Below are 24,210 nucleotides of genomic sequence, written 5' to 3'. Positions count from 1 at the left end.
TTCACGCGTCGCGTTTCTTCAGGAGCAGATAGCCGCCGGCGAGCGCCGCGACCACCCACGCCACCATGATCGCGAGCCCGCCCCAGGGGCCGTACGGAGTACTGTCGTCCACCGGTGTGACCACCTGCATGATCTTGCTGCCGGCCTGGTCCGGCAGATAGCGGCCCACCTTCTTCGTGGCGGGGACGTTGCCCAGGATGTTGGAGATCAGGAAGAAGAACGGCATCAGGATGCCCAGCGACAGCATCGGCGAGCGCAGCATCGCGGCGACGCCCATGGAGAACATCGCGATGAGGGTCATGTAGAGGCCGCCGCCGATCACGGCCCGCATGACCCCGCTGTCGCCGATCGACGCCCTGTGCGAACCGAGCATCACCTGCCCCAGGAAGAACGTGACGAAGCTGGTCGCGAGGCCGACGGCGAGGGCGAGCCCCGTCGCCACCGCGATCTTGCTGAACAGGAAGGTGCCGCGCTGGGGGACCGCCGCGAGCGAGGTGCGGATCATGCCGGTGCTGTACTCGTTGGACACCACCAGCACCCCGAACACGATCATCGCGAGCTGGCCGAGGCTCATCCCCGCGAAGCTGATGTACGTCGGGTCGAAGGACAGCCGGTCCCTGGCGTCCATGTTGTCGAACTGGCTCTTCGACAGTGCCGAGATCAGCATGCCGAGGGCGATGGTCACGACCACGGCCAGGGACAGCGTCCACACCGTCGACGCCACCGACCGGATCTTGGTCCACTCCGACCGCACCACCTGGATCGCCGTCATCTCAGCCCCTCCTCGTCCACTCGTCGCCCCACTGCGGACCCGACGGTTCCCCGCTGTGCGCGTGGTACTCCACCGACTCGGCGGTGAGCTGCATGAACGCTTCCTCCAGCGAGGCCTGCTGGGGGCTCAGCTCGTGCAGCACGATGCCGTGCTGGGCGGCCAGCTCCCCGATCTGCTCGGACTTCCCGCCGTCCACCTCGAGCACCCCGCTGCCGGACTCGACGACCGTGACCCCCGCCGCGCGCAGCACGTCCAGCAGCCGCTCGCGCTGCGGGGTGCGGATCCGGACGTACGCGCGCGAGTTGCGGGCGATGAAGTCGGCCATGGAGGTGTCGGCGAGCAGCCTGCCCTGCCCGATGACGACGAGGTGGTCGGCGGTCAGCGCCATCTCGCTCATCAGATGGGAGGAGACGAACACGGTCCGGCCCTGCGCGGCCAGCGATTTCATCAGGTTGCGGATCCAGTGGATGCCCTCGGGGTCCAGCCCGTTGACCGGCTCGTCGAACATCAGGATCCGGGGGTCGCCGAGCAGCGCGCCCGCGATGCCCAGCCGCTGCCCCATGCCCAGCGAGAACCCCTTGGCCTTCTTCTTCGCCACGGCCGTCAGGCCGACCGTGTCCAGCACCTCGGCCACCCGGCTCTTCGGGATGCCGTTGCTCTGCGCCAGGCACAGCAGATGGTTGTAGGCGCTGCGCCCGCCGTGCACGGCCTTGGCGTCCAGCAGGGCGCCGATGTACTTGAAGGGGTCCTTGAGCCGGTCGTAGTGCTGTCCGTCGATCCGGACGTCCCCGGAGGTCGGCCGGTCCAGGCCCAGCATCATCCGCATGGTGGTGGACTTGCCGGCGCCGTTGGGACCGAGGAAGCCCGTGACGATGCCCGGTCTGACGCTGAAGGTGAGGTTGTCGACCGCCACCTTGTCGCCGTACCGCTTCGTCAGGCCCACCAGCTCGATCATGCGGCCACGCTAGGTGCCGTGCGGGTCTGATGCCACCCGGACGGGCAAACAGAGTCCTACGGCGACGGCAACAACGCGCGGCCGTCCCCGGAGAAGCGGCCGGGGACGCGACGGAGGCCCGCACCCCCGAGAGGGCGCGGGCCTCGACCGTGGAACCGGGTGTTACCGGGACTGCTGCGCGGGAACCCCGCGCGACATCGTCTCGTCGTCCGTGGACGGCGTGCCGGCCGCGGCCACCGCGGCACCGGTCAGCGTGGCGAGCATCTCGCGGACGTTCGTCAGCTGGGCGTTGATGCTGTCGCGGCGGTTGGTGAGAGCCGCGAGCTCCCGCTCCGATTCCGAGCGGATCCGGTCCGCCTTGGCGTTCGCGTCGGCCACGATGTCCTCGGCCTGGCGCTGCGCCGTCTCGACGGTCTGGCGGGCACGGCGCTCGGCGTCCGTGCGCAGCTTCTCCGCCTCCAGACGCAGCTGCTCCGCGCGGTGCTCGATCTCCGCGAGGCGCTTCTCCGCCTTCTGCTGACGGGACGCCAGGTCGCGCTCCGACTGCTCGCGGCGCTTGGCCAGGTTGGTCTCGAAGTCGGCGGCGGCCTGCGCGGCCTTGGCGCGGGTCTCCTCGAAGAGGGCGTCCGCCTCCTCACGCTTGGACTGCGCGTCCTTCTGTGCCTCCTGGCGCAGCTGCGAGGCGTCGCTCTTGGCCTTCTCGACGATGCGGACGCCCTCGTCCTCGGCCTTGGCCTTGCGGTCCGCAGCGAACGATTCCGCGTCGTTGCGCACCTGCTGGGCCGCGGACTCGGCGAGCTCGCGGTGCTGCTCGGACGCGCGACGAGCCTCGTCGCGCAGATCCTTGGCCTCCTCCTCGGCGAGTCGGAGGATCTTCTCGACACGCGCGCCGAGACCTGCGTACGACGGCTCTGCGTCGCTTACCTGGGCCTGGGCGTTCTGCGTCTCGAGGTGGAGCTCCTCGATGCGCTTTTCCAGAGCGGTGATGCGGGCGAGAGCGCTGTCACGGTCGGAGACGAGCTTGGAGATCCGTTCGTCCACCTGAGCGCGGTCGTATCCACGCCGCACAAGCTCGAAGCCGTAGGGGGAAGTGTCGCTCATGGGGTTCCTGTCGAATGAGACCGGTGAGGTGATAGGTGGAATCCTAGGGGCCTGAGCGGTGTGTCATCGAGCGTATGCGTGTTTGATCTGGAGAATGACACCCCTTTTGGGTGTCAGCGGGGCAGGCCCCTTGTCAAATACTCAGTCAAAGACCCCAGACTTTAACGCAATCCACACATTCCGCTAGCCGTCGGTGGACTTTCCACCCGTTCGGGGGGCACCGATGCTGGCCCCGGCCTTGACGCCCCCGTCCTTGTTCGCGGACGGCACCTCGAAGGACTCCAGCGCCTCCAGGACATCCTGGACCCGGGAGATCTCGGCGTTGATGTCCTCGCGCCGGCGCACCAGGACCTCCAGCTCGCGCTTGCCCTCCTCGACGGTGCGCCGCGCCTCACGGATCGCCTCGGCCTTGAGCTCCTCGGCCTCCCTGATCAGCGCCGACTTCTTCTGCTCGGCCTCCTTCAGCAGGCCCTCCGCCTTCTTCACCGCGGCGATGCGGACCTTGCCGGCCTCGGAGTTCGCCTCCGACACCAGCTCCTTCGCCCTGGCCTGCGCCTTGGCGAGCTGCTCCTCGGACGCCTTGATCAGCGCGTCGCAGCGGTCGCCCGTCGACTTCATCGTCTCGGAGGCCTCGCGGCGGGCCCGCTCGTGCAGCGCCTCGATCTCGGCGGTGATGCGGTCGCGCAGCTCCTCCGCCCGCTCCCTTATCGCCGTGGCGTCCCGGCGGGCACCGACGAGCAGCTCGTCCGCGTCCGTACGGGCCTTCTCCACGCGCGTGTTGCCCTCGCGGGTCGCCTCCGACACCAGCCGGTCGGCCTCCGTGCGGGCCGCGCCGACCATCGAGTCGGCCTGCGCCTCGGCGTCCGCCGTGGTCTGCAGCGCCTGCTCCTGCGCCTCGGTGAGCAGCTTGTCGACCTCGGCCGTGGTCTCCGTGATGAGCGTGTCGACCTGCTCGGCCGCCTCCGAACGCCGCTTGTTGGCCTCCTTGCGGGCCCCGTCCAGCGTCGAGTCGGCCTCCTCGCGCGCCACGCTCATCAGCCGGTCGGCCTCCGCCGCCGCCTGCGCCTTGAACCGCTCCGACTCGGCGCGGATCCGCTCGGCGGCCTGCTGCGCGGAACCCACCGTCTCCGCGGCCTCGGCCCGCAGCCGCTCCGCGTCCCCGGAGGCGTCCTGGATCAGCTTCTCCGCCTTGGCGACCGACTCGGCCCGCACCCGCTCGGCCTCCGCGACCGTCTCCGTCTGGAGCCGCTCCGCCTCGTTGCGGGCCTCGGTGATGAGCGTGTCGGCCTGCGTCGCCGCGTCCGACCGGATGCGGTTGGCGTCCTCGCGGGCTTCGGCCCGGGTCCTGGCCGAAGCCTGGTCGGCCTCGGCCAGCGCGTCCGACGCCTCCGTGCGCACCCGCTGGGCGTACGCGGACGACTCCGAGCGCAGCCGCTCCGCCTCCGCGATCGCCTCGCCGACGGTCCGCTCGGCCAGCTCCTTCGCCGCCTCGGAGGCGTCGTTCGCCTCGCGGCGGATCCGGCTCGCGTCCTCGCTGGCCCGCTCCCGCTCGGCGTAGGCGTCGTGGCGGACCCGGTCCGCCTCCTCCTCGGCCTCCCGCCGGGTGCGGTCCGCCGCGTGCTCGGCGGCCGAGCGCAGCCCGATGATCTCGTCCTGGGCCTGCTCGTGCAGCCCGGCCACGGAGTCCCGTACCTGCTGGGCGTGCTGTTCGGCCGCGCCGACCATTTCGTTCGCGCGCCGGTCGGCCTCCTCGACCAGCCGGACCGCCTCGGCCTGCGCCTCCTCGACCCGCTTGCGCGCCGACGCGAGCAGTTCCTCGGACTGCTCGCGGGCCCGCTCGCGCTCCTGGTCGGCCTCGTGGCGGGCGGAACCGAGGAGTTCCTCGGCCTCGCGGCGCCGGCGGACGGCCTCGTCCTGGGCGGCGGCCAGCGTCTCGGACGCCTCGGCGGCCAGCCGCTCGGCGGCGGCCTGCGCCTCCGCGCGCATCCGGTCGGCGGTGTCCTGCGCCTCGTTCTTCAGCCGCTCGGCCTCGGCCGCGGCGTCCGACCGCAGCCGTACGGCGACGGCCTCGCCCTCGGCCCGCGACGCGGACGCGTCGGCGGCGGCCTCGGTGCGCAGCCGGTCGGCCTCGTCGGCGGCCTGCTGCTGGAGCGAACGGATCCGCTCCGCGGCCTCCGCGCGCAGCCGGTCGGTGTCCTCGGCGGCCTCGCGGCGGATCCGCGCGGCCTCCTCCCGGGCGTCCGTCAGCGCCTGCTCGGCGGAGGCGAGACGGGACTCCGCCTCGGTGTGCAGCCGGGTCAGCTCCTCGGCGGCCTCCGCCTGCCGGGCCTCGACCCCCCGCTCGGTCTCCTCGCGCAGCTCGCGGGCTTCCCGCTCGGCGTTCGAGGTGATGGTCTCGGCGAGCTCCACCGCCTCCTCGCGGCTGCGCTCGGCCTCCGCGCGGGTGCGCTCCAGGGTCTCCTCGGCCTGCCGGCGCAGCGTGGTGGCGCGCTCGATGGCCTCGGTGCGGACCTTCTCGCTGTCCGTGGTCGCCTTCTGGCGCAGCTCGTCCGCGTCGGCCTTCGCCTTGGACAGCAGCTCCTCGGCGGACCGGGCCGCCTCCTCGATCTGCTGGACGGCCTCCTTGCGGGCCTCCGCGCGGATCTTCTCGCCCTCCGCGACCGCGTCGGCACGCAGCTGCTCGGCGTCGCCGCGCAGCCGGCGGGCCTCCTCCTGCAGCTCGACCGTCTTGGCGCGGTACTCCTTGGTGTCGTCCTTCGCCGAGCCCTTGAGCTGCTCGGCGATGTCATGCGCCTCGGCGCGCAGCCGGTCCGCCTCGGTCTCGGCCTCGCGGCGGATCCGCTCGGCCTCCTCGGCGGCCGCCCGGGTGGTGCGCTGCGCGTCCTCCTGCGCCTTGTTGAGGACGTCCTCGGCGGTCTTGGCCGCCTTCGACAGCTGGGTCGCGCTCTCCTCGGCGGTGATCGTGCGGGCCTTCTCGGAGGCCTCCGCGACGATCCTCTCGGCCTCGGCGCGCGCGTCGGCGACGACCTGCTCGGCGTCCGACCTGGTGGTCTCGGCCTCCTTGGTGGCCTCGCTGACCAGCCGGGCGACCTGCTCCTTCGCCGTACGGGTGCGCTGCTCGTTGGCCGACTCGGCGCCGGCGAGGGCCTTCTCGGCGGCCGCCTTGGCCTCGGCGACCACCTTGTCGGCCTCGGACTGCGCCTTGCGCAGCGCCTCCTCCGCCTCGGCCATCCGCTGCTCGGCGGCCCGGCTGAGCTCGCCGGCCTGGCGGCGGGCCGAGTCCGACTCGTTCACCGTGGAGTTGCGCAGCGCCTCGGCGTGGTCGGTGGCCTCCTGGGCCTGGGTGGAGGCGGCGTTCAGCATCCGCTCGGCGTCCGTGCGGGCGCGCAGCAGCAGCTGCTCGGCCTCCGCGCGGGCCGTCTCGGCGTCGGCCTGGAGCCGCTGCCGGGCCTCCGTGGCCACCCGTTCGGCCTCGGCGCGCGCGGCGGCCATGGCCTGCTCGGCCTCGGCGCGGGACTCCTCGAGGAGCCGGCGGGCCTGGGCCTCGGTGCGGGCGCGCAGCTGCTCCGCCCAGGCCACGTTCTCGTTGACGTGCGACTCGACGGTCTGCCGGCGCTCGGCCAGCTCCTGGTCGAGCTGCTGACGCCGGGCGACGGCCTCCTGGTGCAGCTCCGCCTGGAGCCGGGCCGCCTGCTCGGCGTGCTCCTGGAGGATGCGCTGCGTCTGCGCCCGCGCCTGGCTCAGCTCGCGCTCGGCGTCCTGGCGCAACTGGTCGGCCTGCATCTGCGCATTGCGCAGCATCTGCTCGGCCTGGTACCCGAGGTCGCCGCCGTCGAAGGACGGCCGGGACATGAGTGTGCGGCGCGCCTCGTGCAACTTGGCGCGCAGCACCTCGACCTGGTAGCCGAGGTCCTCGGCATGCTGGATCGCCTTTTCCCGCTCGGTCTTCAGCCGCTTCATCTCGGCTTCGAACCGTGTCAGGTGGTCGACGTCAGCCGCCGGCTCCCGCTCCTGGCTCTCGTAGCCCCGCACTGCGCGGTCCCATCCGTCCCTGGTCGCAAGCTTCCCGAACGAGCTCCGTCCATCCGCCGAACGGGGCCCCCGGGGAATGGTGTCAGATCAACGACGGAGCATGGGCTGCTGCCCCGACGCTCGTCCCCCGAAACCCGGACCCCGGAAAATGTCCCACCGTCGAAGGCAGCAGGACCGGTCGCCCTGATGGGAGCGACGACCGCCCCCAACCCTACCGGCCCATATGTACGAGGGTCAGTGCTCAGGTGACTCAACAGGCGCCGATGTGACCAGTTCTGTCAGTACTCCGTGGCAATCCTTCGGGTGCAGGAAGGTGATTCGTGACCCCATGGAGCCGCGTCGCGGCTCTTCGTACAGAACGCGTACCCCCTTGGAGCGGATGTCCTCGGAGTCCCCGTCCACATCCGCCGTACCGAAAGCGATGTGATGGACGCCCTCGCCGTTCTTCGCGAGCCACTTCCCGACGGCCGAGTCCTCCCGGGTCGGCTCGAGAAGCTGCAGGTAGGAGGCGCCGCCGTCGGACGTTTCGTTGATCTTGAGCATGGCCTCGCGCACGCCCTGCTCCTCGTTGACCTCGGAGTGGTACACCTCGAAGCCGTAGGTGGCACGGTAGAACTCGACGGTCGCGTCGAGGTCGTGGCAGGCGATCCCGATGTGGTCGATTCGCGTCAGCATGTTGTTAGTGGAACGCGGCCGTGATGGTTACGCAACGTGCGCGCGATCACACTGACTGCCGGATGACGGCACGGAGTGCCACTCAGTACATTCGAAGTAAACCCTCGTTCACTCCTCGGCCAGTGCAGGCCGGTAAGGGGAATCGCAGCTCATGACTGGATCGACTGGTTCCAACGGCACGACCTCGGTGATCGTCGCGGGCGCGCGTACGCCCATGGGACGGCTGCTGGGCTCGCTGAAGTCCTTCTCCGGAGCCGACCTCGGCGGCTTCGCGATCAAGGCCGCCCTCGACCGCGCGGGGATCGGCGGCGACCAGGTGCAGTACGTGATCATGGGCCAGGTGCTCCAGGCCGGCGCGGGCCAGATCCCAGCCCGCCAGGCCGCGGTCAAGGCCGGCATCCCGATGAGCGTCCCGGCGCTCACGATCAACAAGGTCTGTCTGTCCGGCCTCGACGCCATCGCGCTCGCCGACCAGCTGATCCGCGCCGGCGAGTTCGACATCGTGGTCGCGGGCGGCCAGGAGTCCATGACCAACGCCCCCCACCTGCTGCCGAAGTCCCGCGAGGGCTACAAGTACGGGGCGATCGAGATGCTCGACGCGATGGCCCACGACGGCCTCACCGACGCCTTCGAGAACATCGCCATGGGCGAGTCCACCGAGAAGCACAACACGCGCCTCGGTATCCGGCGCCCCGAGCAGGACGAGATCGCCGCCCTGTCCCACCAGCGCGCCGCCGCCGCGCAGAAGAACGGCGTCTTCGAGGCCGAGATCACCCCGGTCGAGATCCCGCAGCGCAAGGGCGAGCCGGTCGTCTTCAGCAAGGACGAGGGCATCCGGGGCGACACCACCGCGGAGTCCCTGGCCAAGCTGCGTCCGGCGTTCACCCGCGACGGCACCATCACGGCGGGCACCTCCTCGCAGATCTCCGACGGCGCCGCCGCGGTCGTCGTGATGAGCAAGGCCAAGGCCGAGGAGCTGGGCCTCGCCTGGATCGCCGAGATCGGCGCCCACGGCAATGTCGCGGGCCCGGACAACTCCCTGCAGTCCCAGCCGTCCAACGCCATCCTGCACGCCCTGAAGAAGGAGGGCCTGGGCGTCGGGGACCTGGACCTCATCGAGATCAACGAGGCCTTCGCCGCCGTGGCGGTCCAGTCAATGAACGACCTCGGCGTGTCCACGGAAAAGGTGAACGTCAACGGTGGCGCGATCGCCCTCGGCCACCCGATCGGCATGTCCGGCGCCCGCCTCGTCCTGCACCTGGCCCTGGAGCTCAAGCGTCGCGGCGGCGGCACCGGCGCGGCCGCGCTGTGCGGCGGCGGCGGCCAGGGCGACGCGCTGATCGTGCGGGTGCCCAAGGCCTGAGCCCGCGGTCCGCCCTCACCCGAACGGAGCAGTGATGCAGGACGTCTCCTCGCTGGTCGCCCAGGCCAGGGACGGCAGGCCCAGGGCCGTGGCCCGGCTGATCTCCCTGGTGGAGGGGGCGTCCCCGCAGCTCAGAGAGGTCATGGCGGCGCTGGCCCCGCTCACCGGCAACGCCTACGTCGTCGGCCTCACCGGCTCCCCGGGCGTCGGCAAGTCGACCTCCACCTCCGCGCTCGTGACGGCGTACCGCAAGCAGGGCAGACGGGTCGGTGTGCTCGCCGTCGACCCGTCCTCGCCCTTCTCCGGCGGCGCCCTGCTCGGCGACCGCGTCCGGATGTCCGACCACGCCTCCGACCCCGGCGTCTACATCCGCTCCATGGCCACCCGCGGCCATCTGGGCGGCCTCGCCCGGTCCGCCCCGCAGGCGATCCGCGTCCTGGACGCGGCGGGCTGCGAAGTGATCCTGGTCGAGACGGTCGGCGTCGGACAGTCGGAGGTCGAGATCGCCTCCCAGGCGGACACGTCCGTGGTCCTCCTGGCCCCCGGCATGGGCGACGGCATCCAGGCCGCGAAGGCCGGCATCCTCGAGATCGGCGACGTGTACGTCGTCAACAAGGCCGACCGGGACGGCGCCGACACCACCGCCCGCGAACTGAACCACATGCTGGGCCTCGGCGAGTCCCGCCGCCCCGGCGAGTGGCGTCCGCCGGTCGTCAAGACCGTCGCCTCCCGCTCCGAGGGCGTCGACGAGGTCGTGGCGGCCCTGGACAAGCACCGCGCGTGGATGGAGGAGCACGGCGTCCTCGCCGAGCGCCGCCGCTCCCGCGCCGCCCACGAGGTCGAGGCGATCGCCGTGGCGGCCCTGCGCGAACGCATCGGGGACCTGCACGGAGACCGCCGGCTGAGCGCGCTGGCCGAGCGGATCGTCGCCGGCGAACTGGACCCCTACCGCGCGGCGGACGAACTGGTGGCAGGCCTCACGGAAGGCTGATTCCTCGTCAGTTCGCGTGCCCCGCTGATATGTTGATCCGCATGTTCCTCCTCTTGGCATAGGGCCCGCCCGGGCCCGCGACCGCGGAGCGGCAGCCGGCCGCCGCGGTCGCGGCGATCAGGCGTCCCCTTTTCGCTTTCGCTTTTCATCGCCATGAGTCGAGGAACTCCTCATGTCCGTTTCGTATGCGGCCGTCCTGCGCGTCCCGCACGCCCGCCGCACCTTCACCGCCGCCCTCGTCGGCAGACTGTCGTACGGTGTCGTCCCGCTGTCCCTGATGCTCGCCGTGACCCGGACCACCGGCTCCTACACGTCGGCCGGCAGCGTGATGGCCCTGTTCGGCGGCACCGCCGTCTTCCTCTCGCCGGCCCGCGCGGCCCTCGTCGACCGGTACGGCCCGCGGCGCGCGCTCCCCCCGATGACCGCCGCCTACCTCGCGCTGCTGGGTCTGCTGGTCCTCGCCCTCGCGCGGCCGTCCCTGCTCGTCCTGGCGCCCCTCGCCGCGGCCGCCGGGTGCTGCTGTCCGCCGCTGGGACCGACCATGCGGGCCGTATGGGGAAGGATCACCCCGGACCGGGCGCTGCTGCAACGCGCCTACAGCCTCGACGGGGTCGCCGAGGAACTCCTCTTCGTCACCGGCCCCCTGCTGGTCGGTGTCCTCGTCGGGTTCGCCCCGCCGGCCGCCGGGATCCTCCTGGGCGCGGTGCTGATGGCCGTGGGGATCGCCGGGTTCGCGTCGTCGCCCGCGGTGCGGGAGACGCCGTCCGGGAAGCGCACCGCGCGGCGGGGCGGGGGCGGCCTGACCGGGCTGCGGCGGCCGGTGACCGCCGTCGCGGCCGTCGGACTCACGCTGGGCGTGGTCGACCTGCTGACCGTGGCGTTCGCCGAGGACCACGGCTACGGCGGCTCGGCCGCGGCCTGGCTGCTGGCCGGACTGTCGGCCGGCAGCGCCGTCGGCGGGCTCCTCAACGGGGCCGTCGCCTGGCGCGCCTCCACCGGGGCACGGCTGTCGGCGTCGACGGCGTGCCTCGGCCTGGCGGTGTGCGCGGCGGGAACGGCGCCCGGGCTCGTGACACTGGCTCTTTCCGTCGCGGCCGTCGGGTTCTTCGTGTCGCCGACGATCACCACCGCGTATCTGATGGCCGACGAGACCGCCGCGGCGGAGGCCCGGGTGCGGGCCGGGGCCTGGGTCAACACGGCCGTCAACGCCGGCAGCACGGCCGGCACGGCGGCCGCCGGGGCGCTGGCCGGACGGCTGCCGGTGGGGGTGTGCTTCGCCCTGACGGGGGCGGTGGCGCTGGCCGCGGCGGCGGCCGTCACCCGGAGGCCGCGAAGGGGCACGAGCGAACTCGTGCCCCTGGCCTGACGGAGGCGGGTCGCCGTCTACGGGCGTCCCCGCTGCCCGCGGAGGTGTTCCGCGATGGGCTTCAGGGAGCCGCTGAGGTCCGTGAGGGCCTCGGGGGGGAGCAGGTCGATGAAGTGGCGCCGCACGGAGGCCACATGGTGGGGCGCGACCTTCATCATCGTCTCCATGCCGTGCTCGGTCAGCACGGCGTAGAGGCCGCGTCGGTCGGACTCGCAGTTCTCCCGGCGCACCAGGTTCGCGTTCTCCATCCGGGTGATCTGGTGCGAGAGGCGGCTCTTGGACTGGAGAGTGGCGGACGCGAGATCGCTCATCCGCATCCGGACGTCCTCCGACTCGGAGAGGTTCACCAGGATCTCGTAGTCGTTCATCGTCAGGCCGAAGGGCTGCAGATCCTTCTCGAGCTGGTACGTCAACAGCCTGTTGACCTCCAGGTGGGTGCGCCAGGCGCACTGCTCCGCATCGGTCAGCCAGCGTGTGGCCGTTTCGGTCTCCATGAAAGAAGTCTACCTAAAATGTTGAAAGGTGAACTAGTGAGGGTGGTGTTGCGGTGTGTTGTGACGGTGTGCACGCGTTCGATGTCACACTCCGCAGACTACCGCTCACAGCCCGAAGCGACGCTGGAGGTCCCCCAGCTGTCCGGGAAGGCGCGGTACGCCACTCTGGCCTCCGTGCCCCCCGGAACCGCCCGGAATCCCTCCGCCGCCGGGCACCCCCGGCTCGTGCGGAACCACCCCTGTGGCCTGCTCGGCCATGAGGGTCTCGCTCGACTGCAGCAGCACCGTGCCCGCACCCACGAACTCGAACTGGTGCTCCTCCCCGGAGGCCCCGCCGAGGCCCGTCAGTGCACGTAGACCGCCCATCACGCCTGTCATGTACCCGTGGTCGTAGTGATGGCACGGGGACGGGCAGTCGGCCCAGCCGACGAGTGCCTGCGGATCCACCCGGATCGGAGGCTCCATGAACACCACCGGGCCGTTGGACGCGGCCACGAACTTGCCGGTTCCGATCAGCGTCAGAAATCCCGGCACGATCGACTGCTTGAGGGACAGACTTGGCTGAAAAGCGAGCAGATTGCCCGAGCGAATGGTCAGATTGCCGTCGTCCAGGTCGTACGAGTTCACATCGAAGGCCCGGTCGGCGAGGAGCATCTTGCCCGAGCCCTCCGCCACGACCCAGTCGCTCGCGTGCAGAGGCGAATGGAACGACGTCCGCACGAGACGGTCCAGCCGGCCGTGCCCGACGCCGTTGAAGTCGATCGAGCCGTAGTAGGCGATCATCTTCCCCTTCTGCAGGAACCACTGGCTCCCCTTGAGCTCCACGCAGAAGGTGTACTTGTTGACGTTGTCGTCGACCGGCAGGGTCATCGGGTCGTAGACCGTCGGGCCCGCGCCCGGAGCCCCGTACGTGCTCACAGCTTCTCCTCCGACGCCTGGACGAACACCGCACCGCTGCCGCTGAGCTCCAGCTGGAACGCCTCGCCGGAGCCCCGGCCCACCATGTCCCGCCAGCCCAGCGCGGTCGACAGCTTGTTGCGTACGTCGCCGTGGTGGGCGACGTAGGCCTGGGGGTCGACGTGGACGGGACGCTGGGGGGTGATCGGGATCTCGAAGACCCCGCCGTGAGCCATCACGGCGACCGCGCCCTGCCCCTTCAGGGTGGTCGTGAACAGGCCCTGGCCGCTGACCTGGCCCCGGACCATGCCCATGACGCCGCCCTGGGAGCCCAGGAACATCGTGCCCTGCTGGAGGGTGCCCTCGAAGGCGAGGAGGCGGTCCGCCTCGACGTACAGCGTGTCGCCGGTGAGCCGGATGACCTGGACGTGGTGGCCGCCGTGCCCGAACAGGACCGTACCGCTGCCCTCGACCGTCATCAGAGGAGTGTCCTCGTTGGCCAGCCGGCGGCCGATCATGGACATCACACCGCCCTGGCCGCCCTGCATGTTGGGCGTGAAGGACACCTCGCCGCGGTACGCCAGCATGGCGCCGCGCTGACTGAACAGCCGCTGCCCCGGCACGACCGTCGCCTCGACCATCTTGGAGTTGATCTCACGGAAGGCCATGTCACACATCCCCCGCGATCGTGTTGCGCTCGCTCGGCTGGACGTACACGAGGCCGTCCCCCTCGAAGCGGATCTGGAAGGCCTCGCCGCCGCCCTCACCCAGGAACGTGCGGAAGGTCACACCGGACTGGAAGGACTGCCGGACGTTTCCCTGATGCGCGATGTACGCGCCCGGGTCGACGGTCAGCGGGTACTGCGGGCTGACCCGCAGCACCACGGCCGGACCGTCGGAAGTGATCGCCGCCTGGCCGTGTCCCTCGACGGTCGTCGTGAACAGACCGTTGCCCTGGGAGGCTCCGCGCAGGCCGGTGAAGCTCGTCCCCGTCCTGAGCCCGGAGTCCGTGGCGAGCAGATTGCTCGACTCCACGAACAGCTTGTCCCCCTGGAGACTCACGAGGTTGATCTCCGAGGCACGGTCGGCGAACCAGCACGTGCCCTGCCCCCTCACCTCCATCACGGTCATCTGTTCGCCGGTGAGCCGCCGGGTCACCATCCCCCGGATCCCCTCACCGCCGCCACTGAGCTTCTTGAAGGCCATCTGCCCGTCGTACGCGACCATCGAGCCGTTCTTCGCCTTCACGGTGTCGCCGGTCATGTCGACGGCGAGCACCTTGCTGCCTTGCAGTCGGAACATCGCCACGCTGCGAAGGTAGCGGCCACACGGGTGCGCGGAACAGCACCTGAGGGTGGAGAACGACCCTGACCGCACCCCTAGGTGGATCGTTTGCCACAATGGCGGAACGCTTGTGCGCGTGTTCACAAACGGCGCGTTCACAAACGAACGGTTCGTCCAGACCCCGAAGGTGACCCCCCGTGGACCTCAAGACAGCCTCCGCCCTCAACCGCCTCCGCCTGGTCTCCGCCCCCGAGGCCATCTCCTTCCTCGTCCTGCTCGTCTGCTCGGTGCTGAAGCGGACCACGGAATTCAACGCGGTTCCCGTCATGGGCGCGGTCCACGGCGTGCTGTTCGTCCTGTACGTGCTCTTCTGGGCGGACGCCTGGAAACGCGCGAAGTGGTCCTCGAAGACCGCGGCCCTCTACTTCGTCCTCTCCGTCCTGCCCACCGGCGGCTTCTTCGCCGAGCGCAAGCTGCGCCGCGAGGCCGAGGACGCGGTGATCGCCTCCCGCGCCCGCAAGGAAGGCGTCGTGAACGCATGATCGTCGCCTTCTCCGTCACACCCCTGGGCGTCGGCGAGGACGTCGGGGAGTACGTCGCCGAGGCCGTCCGCGTGGTCCGCGAGTCCGGCCTGCCGAACCGCACCGACGCGATGTTCACCTCGATCGAGGGCGAGTGGGACGAGGTCATGGACGTCGTCAGGCGCGCCGTCGCCGCCGTGGAGGAACGCGCCCCGCGTGTCTCCCTCGTCCTCAAGGCCGACATCCGCCCCGGCGTCACGGACGGCCTGACCTCGAAGCTGGAGACCGTGGAACGGCACCTGGCGGAGCGGGGGGAGTAGCGAGGTGCGGGCGCTCGGCCGCCTTCCCCTGGACGAGCAGCTCGCCGCCCTCCGCACCGTGCTGAGCCGCAACGACGTCCTGCTGGAGGTCCTGCGCCGCACGGCCGCACTGGGCCTGCCGGGGTGGTACGTCACGGCGGGCTGTCTGTTCCAGACGGTCTGGAACGTGGTCACGGACCGGCCCCCGCAGGCCGGCATCAAGGACTACGACGTCTTCTACTTCGACGACGGCGACCTGACCTGGGCGGCCGAGGACGCGGTGATCCGGGCCGGCCGCGAGGCCTTCGCCGGCCTGCCGGCCGAGGTCGAGATCCGCAACGAGGCGCGGGTCCACCTCTGGTACGAGGAGAAGTTCGGCGTGCCGTGCGCCCCGCACACCTCCACCGAGGCGGCCATCGACTCCTTCGCCGCGACCACCTGCTGTCTCGGTGTGCGGCTCGAGCCCGACGGCCGCTGGCGGGTCTACGCCCCGCACGGGCTCTCCGACGTGTTCGGCCTCGTCGTCCGGCCCAACCCGGTGCTCGCCCCGCGCGCGGTGTACGAGGCGAAGACCGCGCGGTGGCGTGAGCAGTGGCCCGAGCTGACCGTTCTGGAGTGGCCCGCGGGGCGTTGAGCACCGGCCCGCTTCGGCGGGCACCGGTCCCCGCTCAGCGGCGGCCGGAAGCGCGGCGCAGGTACTGGCGTACCGCCCGCTGGGCCACCGGACCCAGTTCCTCCAGGGCGGCGACCAGCACGCCCAGTTGCTGCAGGGCGTCCAGCGCGGCCGTGGCGCCGGCCGGGTCGACGCCTTCGTACAGCTCGATGCCGACGAACGACGCGGCCACCGCCTTGGCCAGGCCCGCCGGGTCGGTGAACTCGCCGAAGGGCGTGCCCGTGAGGACGCGGTCGAGGACCCGCTCGATCTCCACGATCCACAGGTCGAGGCCCGCCGCGGTGGCCGGCCCGAGGGCCTCGTGGGTCTGGGCCCCGGCCAGGAGCTGGCCGAGGAGGGCGACATGGCCCTCGGCGCGCTCCTGTTCGTGGATCTCGCGTCCCAGCGCGAGCAGCTCGGTCAGGGAGGTGACCGCGGCGAAGCGGGGACGGTGGCGGGCCACCGTGCGCTCCGCCCCGTACCGGCAGGCCGCCGCGAGCAGCTCGTCGACCGAGCCGAAGTGGTAGAAGACCAGCGCCTGGTTGACCCCGGCGGCCGCCGCGACCGTACGCGCCGACGTCCTGGCGATGCCGTGCTCGGTGAGCGTGCGCAGGGTGCCTTCGAGCAGCTTGGTCCTGGTGTCCGGCGTGCTCGTCACAGGGGGCTCTCCAGGGTGCGCAACAGCCGGGGCGTACGCGCCTGGACCAGCGGTTCCCGCACACAGCGGCGGGCCGCCGGGGTGCCGGCGAGCGGTGCCTTGAACAGCGCCACGCACACCGCGACGCTCAGCAGCAGCGGGCACCCGTACAGCAGCCAGGCCTCGAACGGGCCCAGCAGACCGAGCAGATCGACGAGGGGCCCGAGGCCCAGGCCGGTCACCGCGAACGCGATCACGCACGCGCGTACGGCGATCTCCGCGAGCCAGTTCCGCAGCGCCCGCTCCGGGGTGATGCCCCGCTCCAGCCAGAGCCGCAGCCGGTCGAGCGACCAGGCCGTCGCCCAGCCCGCCAGCGGGCGCAGCAGCAGCCGGTCGGCGGGCGCGCCGAGGACGCCCCAGCGGGTGCGGTAGTCGCAGCCCGTGAGGAGGCGGACGCCGTCGCCGTCCGGGACGGCCCGCCAGTAGCCGCGGCCCTCGGCCGGCAGGGAGAGGGGGTGCGGGGAGGCGAAGCGCAGGGCGGAGGTGCGGGTGCCGTCCGGGCGTTCACCGTCGTCCGCCGAGACGCCCGTGCCGGAGATGGTCAGGAACGGCAGCACGCGCGTGGCGAACCGGAACCGCTGGGGCTCGCCCTCCGCGCGCGGGAGGTGCTCGATCCGGGTGAAACGCAGGTCCCACCGCCGGCGCCGGGCAGGGTCCTGTGCACGCGCCCACACGTCGTCGAGGTCGGCGCGGATTCGGGTCTCTCTGTAGAGCCTCAACTGAATACCCCAGGTCGGACCGGTGTTTGAGCGACTGCTCAAGCAGCCCGAAGGCAAAGTACACCTGTTTGAGCGGTCGCTCAATCAGGCGACCGAACGGAGGGTTTCGCGCCCCCGGGGGTTGGCTAATCTCTCCCGGTGTCGATCAAGTCCTGTGTGATGAAACGTTGTTCGGCCGCCGCGCTGCTGGCGGCCTCGCTGGCGTTCCTGGCGTCCGGGGGCGATGCGCACACGAGTGCGGACCACCCCGGCCAGGCGTGCGTGCTCGCCCCCGGCGAGCTGACCGTCGACGACCTGCCCGCCGGGTCGTCCGCGACCCGCTGCGGCGCCGTGGGCCGGGTGGTCACCCATGCCGGCTCCGGCGTCACGGTCCCCGAACCCGGCACCAAGGTCAGCGTCGACGCCCTCACCGTGGACGGCCGGGCCCACGGCTTCACCCTGGCGGTCGACGGCGACGGCACGGTGTCGTACACCTACGAGGAGGAAGCACACGCGAGTAAGGCCGTCGGCAGCCGCTCCGACGCCCCCGCACCCTGCGCCGACACCGCCTACTCCAGGGCCGGCCGCAAGGAGTACGGCACGTACCGGTGGTTCATCGGCGACGGCCCCCAGCCGGGCGACCTGCCCCGCCACGAGGTCCGCCTGATCGTCCAGGAGGCCATCGCCACCATCATCCGCGGCCGCAACAACTGCGGCCTGGACGACAGGATCAGGGCGAAGGCACGGTTCCTGGCCGCCACCGGTCACGAGGCCGGCATCGACCACCGGGCCCGCTGCGTCGCGCGGGACGGCCTGAGCGTCTGGGACGCCGGAGACCTCAGCGCCGACTCCGTCGCCACCACCTGCTCGTGGAGCCGCCCCGTCGCCCACGGCCCGGACCGGCTGCTCGAGGCCGACGTCCGCTTCAACATCCACGACTACACCTTCACCGACGACCCCTCGGGGGACTGCGACGACGCCTACGACCTTCGCAGCGTGGCCACCCACGAGGCCGGCCATGTCTTCGGCCTGGGTCACGCGGGCGCCGGCCACGAGAACCTCACCATGTTCGCGAACTCGTTCGCCTGTTCCACCACCGCCCGCACCCTCGGCAAGGGAGACGTGCTCGGCCTGCGGAGCCTCTACTGAGCGCCGGGCGACCGAAGACCGAGATGGGGCTGACCGGGATATGACCGGCGGGTAGGGTCTGGTTTCGTGCCGAAGCCGCTCAGTCTTCCCTTCGATCCCATCGCGCGCGCCGACGAGCTCTGGAAGCAGCGCTGGGGCAGCGTGCCGTCCATGGGCGCGATCACCTCGATCATGCGCGCGCACCAGATCCTGCTCGCCGAGGTCGACGCCGTCGTCAAACCGTACGGGCTGACGTTCGCCCGGTACGAGGCGCTGGTGCTGCTCACCTTCTCCAAGGAGGGCGAGCTGACCATGTCGAAGATCGGCGAGCGGCTCCAGGTGCACCCCACGTCGGTGACGAACACCGTCGACCGGCTGGTGAAGTCGGGCCTGGTCGCCAAACGGCCCAACCCCAACGACGGCCGCGGCACCCTCGCCGTCATCACCGACAAGGGTCGAGAGGTCGTCGAGGCGGCCACCCGCGACCTGATGGCGATGGACTTCGGGCTCGGGGTGTACGACGCGGAGGAGTGCGAGGAGATCTTCGCGATGCTGCGCCCGCTGCGGGTCGCGGCACGGGACTTCGAGGACCGGTAGCCCCGGGCAAGATCCCCCGAAAACCGGCGGTTACGCTCGTCGGCATGAAAAAGAGCGTGCTGACCCGCTACCGCGTCCTGGCCTACGTCACCGGTGTCCTGCTGGTCCTGCTGTGCCTGAGCATGATCGCCAAGTACGGCCTGGACGTCGACGGAGCCGCGGACTTCACCCGGGTCGTCGCCATCGCCCACGGCTGGCTCTACGTCGTCTACCTGGTCTTCGCCTTCGACCTGGGCTCCAAGGCCAAGTGGCCGGTCGGCAAGCAGTTGTGGGTCCTGCTGGCCGGGACCGTCCCCACGGCCGCCTTCTTCGTGGAGCGCCGCATCTCCCGCGAGCTGGAGGGCAAGGTCGCCGACCAGGCGCCGGCACCCGTCAAGGCATAGCCCCACCACCGCACGCACGCACATGAGTGCGGTCTTGCACGGCCGCGTTCACGGACCCGGCCGTTTCAGGGCGCGCCCGCCAGTCCCAGCAGCAGTACGCCCGTGAAACTCCGCACCCACTCCTCGTCCGCCGGTTCCGCGCTCACCAGGGTGCGGTGGACGACCGCGCCCGCGACGACGTCGAAGATGAGGTCGGCGGTGCGGGCGGCCTGGTCCGGGTCGGTCTCCCCGGGGAGCTCGCCGCGGGCCTGGGCCCGGGTGCGGCCCTCCAGGACGAGGTGCTTCTGGGGTTCGACGATGGAGGCGCGGATGCGTTCGCGCAGGGCGTCGTCCCGGGTGGACTCCGCGACGACCGCCATCAGGCCGCTGCGCGCCTCGGGGAGCGCCAGGATCGCCGCGAACTGCAGCACCACACCCTCGATGTCGGCGGCCAGGCTGCCCCGGTCGGGGAGTTCCAGCTCGGCGAAGAGTTCCGCGACCGCGTCGACGACGAGTTCGTTCTTGCCGGCCCAGCGGCGGTAGAGGGTCGTCTTCGCCACCCCGGCCCGCGTGGCCACGTCTCCGAGGGTCAGCTTCGACCAGCCGAGTTCGACCAGCGCCTCCCGTGTCGCGGCCAGGATCGCGGCGTCCGCGGCGGCACTGCGCGGACGGCCGGTACGGCAAACGGGGGTGCGGCTCTGCATTCCCCGACCATAACCGCCGGTTCGCGGCCTATCGGAGACTCCGTCGCCGTGAGGGAGATCACGGGGAGGCGCTGGTGCGGAGGCACTCGGTGCCATTACGCTACGACTCGTAGCGAAAGCATGCGGCGAGTCTCGGGACGGACGTATCGAGAGCCGCGACCGCGGGTGTGGGGTGGGGACCCCGGCGCCTGGGCAGGAACGCTTTCGGAACGCTTTTCACGTACGCGCGCGGACGGGGGAGGATAGACGCATGCAGCCACGGAACATGTCCATGAGCGGAGTCGTCGACCTCGCCGCGGTGAAGGCGGCCCAGGAGGCCAAGGCGAAGGCGGAGCAGGCGCGCGCCGAAGCGGCCCGTCAAGGGGGCGGCCCGGGTGCCGTCTCCCCGGCCGATCTCGTCATCGACGTCGATGAGGCGGGCTTCGAGCGAGAGGTCCTGCAGCGTTCCGCCGAGGTGCCGGTCGTCATCGACTTCTGGGCCGAGTGGTGTCAGCCCTGCAAGCAGCTGAGCCCGGTCCTGGAGCGGCTCGCCGTCGAGTACGGCGGCCGCTTCCTGCTCGCCAAGATCGACGTCGACGCGAACCAGATGCTGATGCAGCAGTTCGGGGTGCAGGGGATCCCCGCTGTGTTCGCCGTCGTCGCGGGGCAGGCGCTGCCCCTCTTCCAGGGGGCCGCCGGGGAGCAGCAGATCCGTCAGACCCTCGACCAGTTGGTGCAGGTCGCCGAGGAGCGGTTCGGGCTGACCGGGCTCACCGTCGACCCCGACGCCGAGCCCGCGGGCGGCGCCGAGCCGGCCGCCGCCGCGGCCGGGCCGTACGACGCGCTGCTCGAGGCCGCCGTACAGGCCCTGGACGCGGGGGACTTCGGCGGCGCGGTGCAGGCGTACCGCAACGTGCTGTCCGCCGACCCGGCGAACACGGAGGCGAAACTCGGCCTGGCGCAGGCCGAGTTGTTGCAGCGGGTCGGGGGTATGGATCCGCAGCGGGTGCGCAAGGAAGCGGCCGAGAAGCCGGCGGACGTCGAGGCGCAGATCGCCGCCGCCGACCTGGATCTGGTGGGCGGTCATGTCGAGGACGCCTTCGGGCGGCTCATCGAGACCGTGCGGCGCACGGCCGGTGACGACCGGGATGCCGTACGGGTGCGGCTGCTCGAACTGTTCGAGGTCGTAGGGCCGGACGACCCCCGGGTCGCGGCGGCCCGACGGGCGCTGGCGCGGGCGCTGTTCTGATCCGGCCAGGGGCCCGGTGCTGACCAGTCGCTAAACGTCGGGGCATGTGGTTCCCGAGTGAAAGTTCTGCCGACATGGTTCGACTGCGGCCGCGCTTTACCAAATCTTGGTAATCGCGGCCGCTGTTACTGGAAGTAAGACCAGGCCGTTGATCTGTCGGATTCTGTCCACCGATCAACTGCTTTGTTCCGGGCCCTGTTGCCACCCTGTGTCGCCGCCCGAGACCTCTGGGTCGTTGTTCGGTTATCCGGCCGTTACTAGCGAGTAACGAACCCCCTTGTGCGGGCGGCGAGAATGGACCACGATCGGCCACGCTCGGTCCATTCCCGTACCCCGACAGCCGGTTGGGTCAACGGGTTTTCCTGGGTCCCCACCGAGCAGAGCCGACGGCACAGGACGCCGGCTCTTGGACAGGGGGGTCTTCGCCGTTCGGTGAAGCCTGTCCAGCAAGGTTGTGCGTGATGCGTGTCAGGCGCGACCAGTGGTTGTCGCTCGGGGGTGATCGCCGGTGATCGGTGCGCGGTTCGCGCCTCCGGGACAGGCGCTCCCCTTCCCGAGGACGTAGCACTTCTCCCATCCCTGTCCGGCTGAGCCGCCGCATATGTGGGGCGAGCCGGGGCCAGGAGATGTACGTCCGAGAAGGAGGAAATATGGAGTCCCAGGTGCGTGGCGGGACCAGATGGAAGCGGTTCGCTGTGGTGATGGTGCCCAGCGTTGCCGCCACGGCAGCGATAGGCGTGGCCCTCGCACAGGGTGCGCTCGCCGCGTCGTTCAGTGTGTCGGGGCAGTCGTTCAAGGTGAGCGCGGACTACCTCCACGGTGACGGCTTCTCGCAGTACGGCGCGGTCGACTCGGGGTACACCCTCTCCGGGGAGAAGACCCTGCACCCCGTCGCGGTGTCGGCGTTCAACTCGGCTCGCATCCAGAAGATGTGCCAGTCGGTGACCACCCCGGGCATCCCGTTGCTCGGCAGCGTCACGCTGACGCTGTCGGCGGGCGACAGCAGTGACGAGGACAAGCAGGTCTCGGCCTCGAACCTGTACATCGACGTCGAGGACCTGCAGACGTCGAAGGCCGTCTTCAACGGCATCGACATCGGTGTGGATGCGAGCAGCATCACCAAGGGTCCCAAGCCCAAGAGCGACGAGGTCAGCAAGGGTCAGACCTACGCGCACGGCTTCTCCCAGCAGGCCGATTCGGCGGACCTCTACGACGTGAAGCAGACGGCGTGGGCCACCACTGCCGGAACCTTCACCCTGCCGGGCCTGCACATGTCGCTGGCGGCCGGTTCCAAGGGGTGCTACTAGGCACCCGGTGACGGGCGGGGGAGCCGAGGGCACCCCCGCCCGTCATGCTTCACCGCGCTTGCGCACACACCCCCCACACACACCGCAGTAAACCCTCACTACAGCAACGCCGCACCAGGGAGCTGTTTTCCATGAGCGCCGAGACTCCTGCCGCACCGGGTCAGTTCACTCGCCGGAGGCTGCAGTTCCGCGCCTGGCGGGGCACGAGGCCGTTCTGGGCGGGACTGTTCGTCCTGATCGCCGGTTTCCCGATCATGTACTTCCCGTACGCGCATCTCCAGATCGGTCACCTGACCATTGCGATGTCGACCACCGCGGGTGCCGGTTCGCTGATCATCGGAGTCCTGCTGGTCGTCCTGGGCATCAGTCTCTGGTTCCAGAAGCACATCCGTACCTTCGCGGGCGTGGCGGCGATCCTGCTGGCGCTGGTGTCGCTGCCCGTCTCCAACTTCGGTGGCTTCATCGTCGGCTTCCTGTTCGGGATGATCGGCGGCGCCATGGCCATCGCGTGGGCACCGGGCACGCCGCCGGAGCCGCAGGCGGTGCAGGAGGACGCGCAGGGACAGGGCGGCGCCCCCGAGGGCGCGGTCACGGACCCGCTCCAGGCCGACGGGTCCGGGTACGCGACCACCGACCTCTCCAAGCACGACGGCGGGACGGACCTCGGCGGAGCCGGCGACCGGGTGGGCGAGCCGAACGATCTGTCAGGAACGAGCCCGGCGAACGGGGCGAACGGGAGGCACAGTGTCGGCTGACGAGGTGACCCACGGGACGGACGTGGACACGTCCCGTGTGAGAACCGGGCCGCGCCATGCGGCGCCCAAAAAGCCGCTGTTCGCAAGATTCCACATGCCGGCCGGCAAGGCGATAGCCCTGGCGGCGATGCCGACGGCCGTCCTCATGGGGATGGGGTTCACGCCGACGCTCGCCCAGGCGGACGACACCCCGACCTCGCGCAGCCTCACGGCCGAGGAGTACGAGGACTGTGTCGCGGCGATGACCGCCGACGCGTCGGCCTCGGCGTCGCCCTCCGCGTCCGCGAGCGAGTCGGCCGACTCCACGGACGACTCCACGTCCTCCGACAGTTCCACGGACACCTCGAAGGACGCCAAGAGCGGTTCGGACGACACCTCGTCGTCCTCGTCGTCGGACAAGTCGAGTTCGTCGGATTCAGGTTCCGACGACAAGGCCGAGCCCTCGCCGTCCGCGACCGGGGAGTCGACGTCGTCGTCCTCCGACGACACCGCGACGGCCAGTCCCTCGGCCTCCGAGACGAGCAAGAACGTCCTGGACACCATCGGCGACGCCCTCACGGACCTCTTCGACGGTGACAGCACCTCGTCGTCCTCCGACTCCACCGCGAGCGCCAGCCCGAGCCCCTCGGCCTCCGCCTCCGCCTCCGACGACAGCGGCAAGGACAGCTCGTCCGGTTCCTCGGACACCGTCAAGGAGACCACCCAGAAGGTCACCGACACGGTCGAGGACACCGTCGACGACGCGGCCGACACGGCCTCCGAGGCGGCCGACGACGCCACGGCCTCGCCGAGTTCCTCCGCGAGTTCCTCGCCGAGCCCCTCCGCGAGCTCCACCACGGACGTCGACGACTGCCCGGTCGCCACGGACGACGAGAGCGGGATCGACAACAAGCTCCCGCTGCCCGACGACCCGTGGTACCTGAACGCCAGTTCGCTGCTCCTCAAGGGCGCCGACTACCAGGGCATCGTCAAGGTCAAGACCGGCGGCGGCAAGACCAAGGAAGTGCTGAAGTACGTCATCTCCGGCGGAACCGACATCGGAGACCTGCACCAGACGGTGAACGACAAGCTGTCCGGCAAGACGTACCACGTGCAGGCCGGCTCGGGCACGACCTCCACGATCACCGGCGGCGACACGGTCATGTACACCGAGAGCATCTCGGGCAACCTGTTCGGCCTGATCCCGGTCACGTTCACCCCGGAGAACCCGCCGCCGCTGAACATCCCGCTGATCTACTTCACGAACGTCAAGGTCCAGCAGGCCGGCCAGTTCGGCGGCAACCTGACCGTCCCGGGCCTCCACCAGTACACGACCTGAGCCGCCCCCCAGAA

25 protein-coding genes are annotated in these 24,210 nt (G+C 70.8%); 13 read left to right on the top strand and 12 right to left on the bottom strand.

Features of this window, described 5'->3' with window-relative positions:
* Window position 1 precedes the first annotated feature (1 nt).
* The 5 genes from ABT057_RS18820 to mce form a co-directional block, all read right to left on the bottom strand.
* The gene (locus ABT057_RS18820; protein ID WP_352344188.1) at window positions 2-772 is read right to left on the bottom strand and encodes an ABC transporter permease; all 771 of its coding nucleotides are present in this window, start codon (window positions 770-772) and stop codon (window positions 2-4) included.
* 1 nt (window position 773) lies between these two features.
* Window positions 774-1,727, bottom strand: coding sequence for an ABC transporter ATP-binding protein (locus ABT057_RS18815; protein WP_352344187.1), 954 nt, complete (start codon window positions 1,725-1,727; stop codon window positions 774-776).
* Between the two features lie 162 nt (window positions 1,728-1,889).
* Window positions 1,890-2,828: a coiled-coil domain-containing protein gene (locus ABT057_RS18810; RefSeq protein WP_352344186.1), complete on the bottom strand. Its 939-nt coding sequence runs from the start codon at window positions 2,826-2,828 to the stop codon at window positions 1,890-1,892.
* Window positions 2,829-3,011: 183 nt separating this feature from the next.
* Window positions 3,012-6,860, bottom strand: a complete 3,849-nt coding sequence (scy, locus tag ABT057_RS18805; RefSeq protein WP_352344185.1) for a polarized growth protein Scy — start codon at window positions 6,858-6,860, stop codon at window positions 3,012-3,014.
* A gap of 234 nt (window positions 6,861-7,094) precedes the next feature.
* Window positions 7,095-7,535 carry a methylmalonyl-CoA epimerase gene (gene mce / locus ABT057_RS18800; RefSeq protein ID WP_352344184.1) on the bottom strand — a complete coding sequence of 147 codons (441 nt, stop codon included), beginning with the start codon at window positions 7,533-7,535 and terminating at the stop codon, window positions 7,095-7,097.
* Between the two features lie 151 nt (window positions 7,536-7,686).
* Here mce and ABT057_RS18795 point away from each other — a divergent pair, with 151 nt between their 5' ends.
* From ABT057_RS18795 to ABT057_RS18785, 3 genes are all read left to right on the top strand, one after another.
* Window positions 7,687-8,898 (top strand): acetyl-CoA C-acetyltransferase, encoded by a 1,212-nt coding sequence (locus ABT057_RS18795; protein WP_352344183.1) that lies wholly within the window; start codon window positions 7,687-7,689, stop codon window positions 8,896-8,898.
* Between the two features lie 34 nt (window positions 8,899-8,932).
* Entirely contained in the window at window positions 8,933-9,889 is a 957-nt protein-coding gene (gene meaB / locus ABT057_RS18790) for a methylmalonyl Co-A mutase-associated GTPase MeaB (protein ID WP_352344182.1), read from the top strand.
* A gap of 172 nt (window positions 9,890-10,061) precedes the next feature.
* Complete coding sequence (locus tag ABT057_RS18785) at window positions 10,062-11,255, top strand: MFS transporter (RefSeq protein WP_352344181.1); 1,194 nt, start codon at window positions 10,062-10,064, stop codon at window positions 11,253-11,255.
* 17 nt (window positions 11,256-11,272) lie between these two features.
* Here the strand turns inward: ABT057_RS18785 and ABT057_RS18780 are convergent, their stop codons facing one another.
* The 4 genes from ABT057_RS18780 to ABT057_RS18765 form a co-directional block, all read right to left on the bottom strand.
* A complete protein-coding gene (locus ABT057_RS18780; protein ID WP_352344180.1) occupies window positions 11,273-11,749 on the bottom strand; it encodes a MarR family winged helix-turn-helix transcriptional regulator in 477 nt (158 codons plus the stop codon).
* A 105-nt stretch (window positions 11,750-11,854) separates the two neighbouring features.
* Window positions 11,855-12,667, bottom strand: coding sequence for an AIM24 family protein (locus ABT057_RS18775; RefSeq protein ID WP_352344179.1), 813 nt, complete (start codon window positions 12,665-12,667; stop codon window positions 11,855-11,857).
* The gene (locus ABT057_RS18770) at window positions 12,664-13,314 is read right to left on the bottom strand and encodes an AIM24 family protein (protein WP_352344178.1); all 651 of its coding nucleotides are present in this window, start codon (window positions 13,312-13,314) and stop codon (window positions 12,664-12,666) included. The genes ABT057_RS18775 and ABT057_RS18770 overlap by 4 nt, the downstream gene beginning before the upstream one ends.
* A gap of 1 nt (window position 13,315) precedes the next feature.
* Window positions 13,316-13,948 (bottom strand): AIM24 family protein, encoded by a 633-nt coding sequence (locus tag ABT057_RS18765; RefSeq protein ID WP_352344330.1) that lies wholly within the window; start codon window positions 13,946-13,948, stop codon window positions 13,316-13,318.
* 179 nt (window positions 13,949-14,127) lie between these two features.
* Here ABT057_RS18765 and ABT057_RS18760 point away from each other — a divergent pair, with 179 nt between their 5' ends.
* From ABT057_RS18760 to ABT057_RS18750, 3 genes are read left to right on the top strand one after another with little or no spacing between them, the layout of a single operon-like run.
* Window positions 14,128-14,472: a DUF3817 domain-containing protein gene (locus ABT057_RS18760; RefSeq protein WP_352344177.1), complete on the top strand. Its 345-nt coding sequence runs from the start codon at window positions 14,128-14,130 to the stop codon at window positions 14,470-14,472.
* A complete protein-coding gene (locus ABT057_RS18755; RefSeq protein ID WP_352344176.1) occupies window positions 14,469-14,771 on the top strand; it encodes an MTH1187 family thiamine-binding protein in 303 nt (100 codons plus the stop codon). Before ABT057_RS18760 ends, ABT057_RS18755 begins: the two co-directional genes overlap by 4 nt.
* A gap of 4 nt (window positions 14,772-14,775) precedes the next feature.
* Entirely contained in the window at window positions 14,776-15,384 is a 609-nt protein-coding gene (locus ABT057_RS18750) for a nucleotidyltransferase family protein (RefSeq protein WP_352344175.1), read from the top strand.
* Window positions 15,385-15,418: 34 nt separating this feature from the next.
* On the opposite strand, the gene ABT057_RS18745 is transcribed toward ABT057_RS18750, so the two are convergent.
* Complete coding sequence (locus ABT057_RS18745; protein WP_352344174.1) at window positions 15,419-16,060, bottom strand: TetR/AcrR family transcriptional regulator; 642 nt, start codon at window positions 16,058-16,060, stop codon at window positions 15,419-15,421.
* Window positions 16,057-16,818 (bottom strand): hypothetical protein, encoded by a 762-nt coding sequence (locus tag ABT057_RS18740; RefSeq protein ID WP_352344173.1) that lies wholly within the window; start codon window positions 16,816-16,818, stop codon window positions 16,057-16,059. Before ABT057_RS18740 ends, ABT057_RS18745 begins: the two co-directional genes overlap by 4 nt.
* Window positions 16,819-16,956: 138 nt before the next feature.
* Here ABT057_RS18740 and ABT057_RS18735 point away from each other — a divergent pair, with 138 nt between their 5' ends.
* From ABT057_RS18735 to ABT057_RS18725, 3 genes are all read left to right on the top strand, one after another.
* Window positions 16,957-17,946, top strand: a complete 990-nt coding sequence (locus ABT057_RS18735; RefSeq protein ID WP_352344172.1) for a matrixin family metalloprotease — start codon at window positions 16,957-16,959, stop codon at window positions 17,944-17,946.
* Between the two features lie 66 nt (window positions 17,947-18,012).
* The gene (locus ABT057_RS18730; protein ID WP_352344171.1) at window positions 18,013-18,522 is read left to right on the top strand and encodes a MarR family winged helix-turn-helix transcriptional regulator; all 510 of its coding nucleotides are present in this window, start codon (window positions 18,013-18,015) and stop codon (window positions 18,520-18,522) included.
* Between the two features lie 44 nt (window positions 18,523-18,566).
* Window positions 18,567-18,905 (top strand): DUF3817 domain-containing protein, encoded by a 339-nt coding sequence (locus tag ABT057_RS18725; protein WP_352344170.1) that lies wholly within the window; start codon window positions 18,567-18,569, stop codon window positions 18,903-18,905.
* A 65-nt stretch (window positions 18,906-18,970) separates the two neighbouring features.
* On the opposite strand, the gene ABT057_RS18720 is transcribed toward ABT057_RS18725, so the two are convergent.
* The gene (locus tag ABT057_RS18720) at window positions 18,971-19,588 is read right to left on the bottom strand and encodes a TetR/AcrR family transcriptional regulator (RefSeq protein ID WP_352344169.1); all 618 of its coding nucleotides are present in this window, start codon (window positions 19,586-19,588) and stop codon (window positions 18,971-18,973) included.
* A 250-nt stretch (window positions 19,589-19,838) separates the two neighbouring features.
* Here ABT057_RS18720 and ABT057_RS18715 point away from each other — a divergent pair, with 250 nt between their 5' ends.
* The 4 genes from ABT057_RS18715 (at window position 19,839) to ABT057_RS18700 (ending at window position 24,196) form a co-directional block, all read left to right on the top strand.
* A complete protein-coding gene (locus ABT057_RS18715; protein ID WP_352344168.1) occupies window positions 19,839-20,816 on the top strand; it encodes a tetratricopeptide repeat protein in 978 nt (325 codons plus the stop codon).
* Between the two features lie 650 nt (window positions 20,817-21,466).
* Window positions 21,467-22,123: a DUF6230 family protein gene (locus tag ABT057_RS18710; protein ID WP_352344167.1), complete on the top strand. Its 657-nt coding sequence runs from the start codon at window positions 21,467-21,469 to the stop codon at window positions 22,121-22,123.
* A 131-nt stretch (window positions 22,124-22,254) separates the two neighbouring features.
* The gene (locus tag ABT057_RS18705; RefSeq protein WP_352344166.1) at window positions 22,255-22,878 is read left to right on the top strand and encodes a DUF6114 domain-containing protein; all 624 of its coding nucleotides are present in this window, start codon (window positions 22,255-22,257) and stop codon (window positions 22,876-22,878) included.
* Window positions 22,868-24,196, top strand: coding sequence for a hypothetical protein (locus tag ABT057_RS18700; RefSeq protein ID WP_352344165.1), 1,329 nt, complete (start codon window positions 22,868-22,870; stop codon window positions 24,194-24,196). The genes ABT057_RS18705 and ABT057_RS18700 overlap by 11 nt, the downstream gene beginning before the upstream one ends.
* Window positions 24,197-24,210 lie beyond the last annotated feature (14 nt).

The organism is Streptomyces sp. NPDC002588, from assembly GCF_040295925.1.
Taxonomy (GTDB): Bacteria; Actinomycetota; Actinomycetes; order Streptomycetales; family Streptomycetaceae; genus Streptomyces.
Note: the sequence above shows the minus strand (reverse complement) of the source record. Positions and strands in the feature narration are given on the sequence as shown.

Excerpts from the sequence above, each read along its gene's own strand:
- ABT057_RS18725 (WP_352344170.1), top strand. The coding sequence starts at position 18,567 with ATGAAAAAGAGCGTGCTGACCCGCTACCGCGTCCTGGCCTACGTCACC.
- ABT057_RS18770 (WP_352344178.1), bottom strand. The coding sequence starts at position 13,314 with ATGGCCTTCCGTGAGATCAACTCCAAGATGGTCGAGGCGACGGTCGTG.
- ABT057_RS18765 (WP_352344330.1), bottom strand. The coding sequence starts at position 13,948 with ATGTTCCGACTGCAAGGCAGCAAGGTGCTCGCCGTCGACATGACCGGC.
- ABT057_RS18815 (WP_352344187.1), bottom strand. The coding sequence starts at position 1,727 with ATGATCGAGCTGGTGGGCCTGACGAAGCGGTACGGCGACAAGGTGGCG.
- ABT057_RS18710 (WP_352344167.1), top strand. The coding sequence starts at position 21,467 with ATGGAGTCCCAGGTGCGTGGCGGGACCAGATGGAAGCGGTTCGCTGTG.
- ABT057_RS18795 (WP_352344183.1), top strand. The coding sequence starts at position 7,687 with ATGACTGGATCGACTGGTTCCAACGGCACGACCTCGGTGATCGTCGCG.
- mce (WP_352344184.1), bottom strand. The coding sequence starts at position 7,535 with ATGCTGACGCGAATCGACCACATCGGGATCGCCTGCCACGACCTCGAC.
- ABT057_RS18820 (WP_352344188.1), bottom strand. The coding sequence starts at position 772 with ATGACGGCGATCCAGGTGGTGCGGTCGGAGTGGACCAAGATCCGGTCG.
- ABT057_RS18780 (WP_352344180.1), bottom strand. The coding sequence starts at position 11,749 with ATGGAGACCGAAACGGCCACACGCTGGCTGACCGATGCGGAGCAGTGC.
- ABT057_RS18785 (WP_352344181.1), top strand. The coding sequence starts at position 10,062 with ATGTCCGTTTCGTATGCGGCCGTCCTGCGCGTCCCGCACGCCCGCCGC.
- ABT057_RS18705 (WP_352344166.1), top strand. The coding sequence starts at position 22,255 with ATGAGCGCCGAGACTCCTGCCGCACCGGGTCAGTTCACTCGCCGGAGG.
- ABT057_RS18755 (WP_352344176.1), top strand. The coding sequence starts at position 14,469 with ATGATCGTCGCCTTCTCCGTCACACCCCTGGGCGTCGGCGAGGACGTC.
- ABT057_RS18810 (WP_352344186.1), bottom strand. The coding sequence starts at position 2,828 with ATGAGCGACACTTCCCCCTACGGCTTCGAGCTTGTGCGGCGTGGATAC.
- ABT057_RS18720 (WP_352344169.1), bottom strand. The coding sequence starts at position 19,588 with ATGCAGAGCCGCACCCCCGTTTGCCGTACCGGCCGTCCGCGCAGTGCC.
- meaB (WP_352344182.1), top strand. The coding sequence starts at position 8,933 with ATGCAGGACGTCTCCTCGCTGGTCGCCCAGGCCAGGGACGGCAGGCCC.
- ABT057_RS18715 (WP_352344168.1), top strand. The coding sequence starts at position 19,839 with ATGCAGCCACGGAACATGTCCATGAGCGGAGTCGTCGACCTCGCCGCG.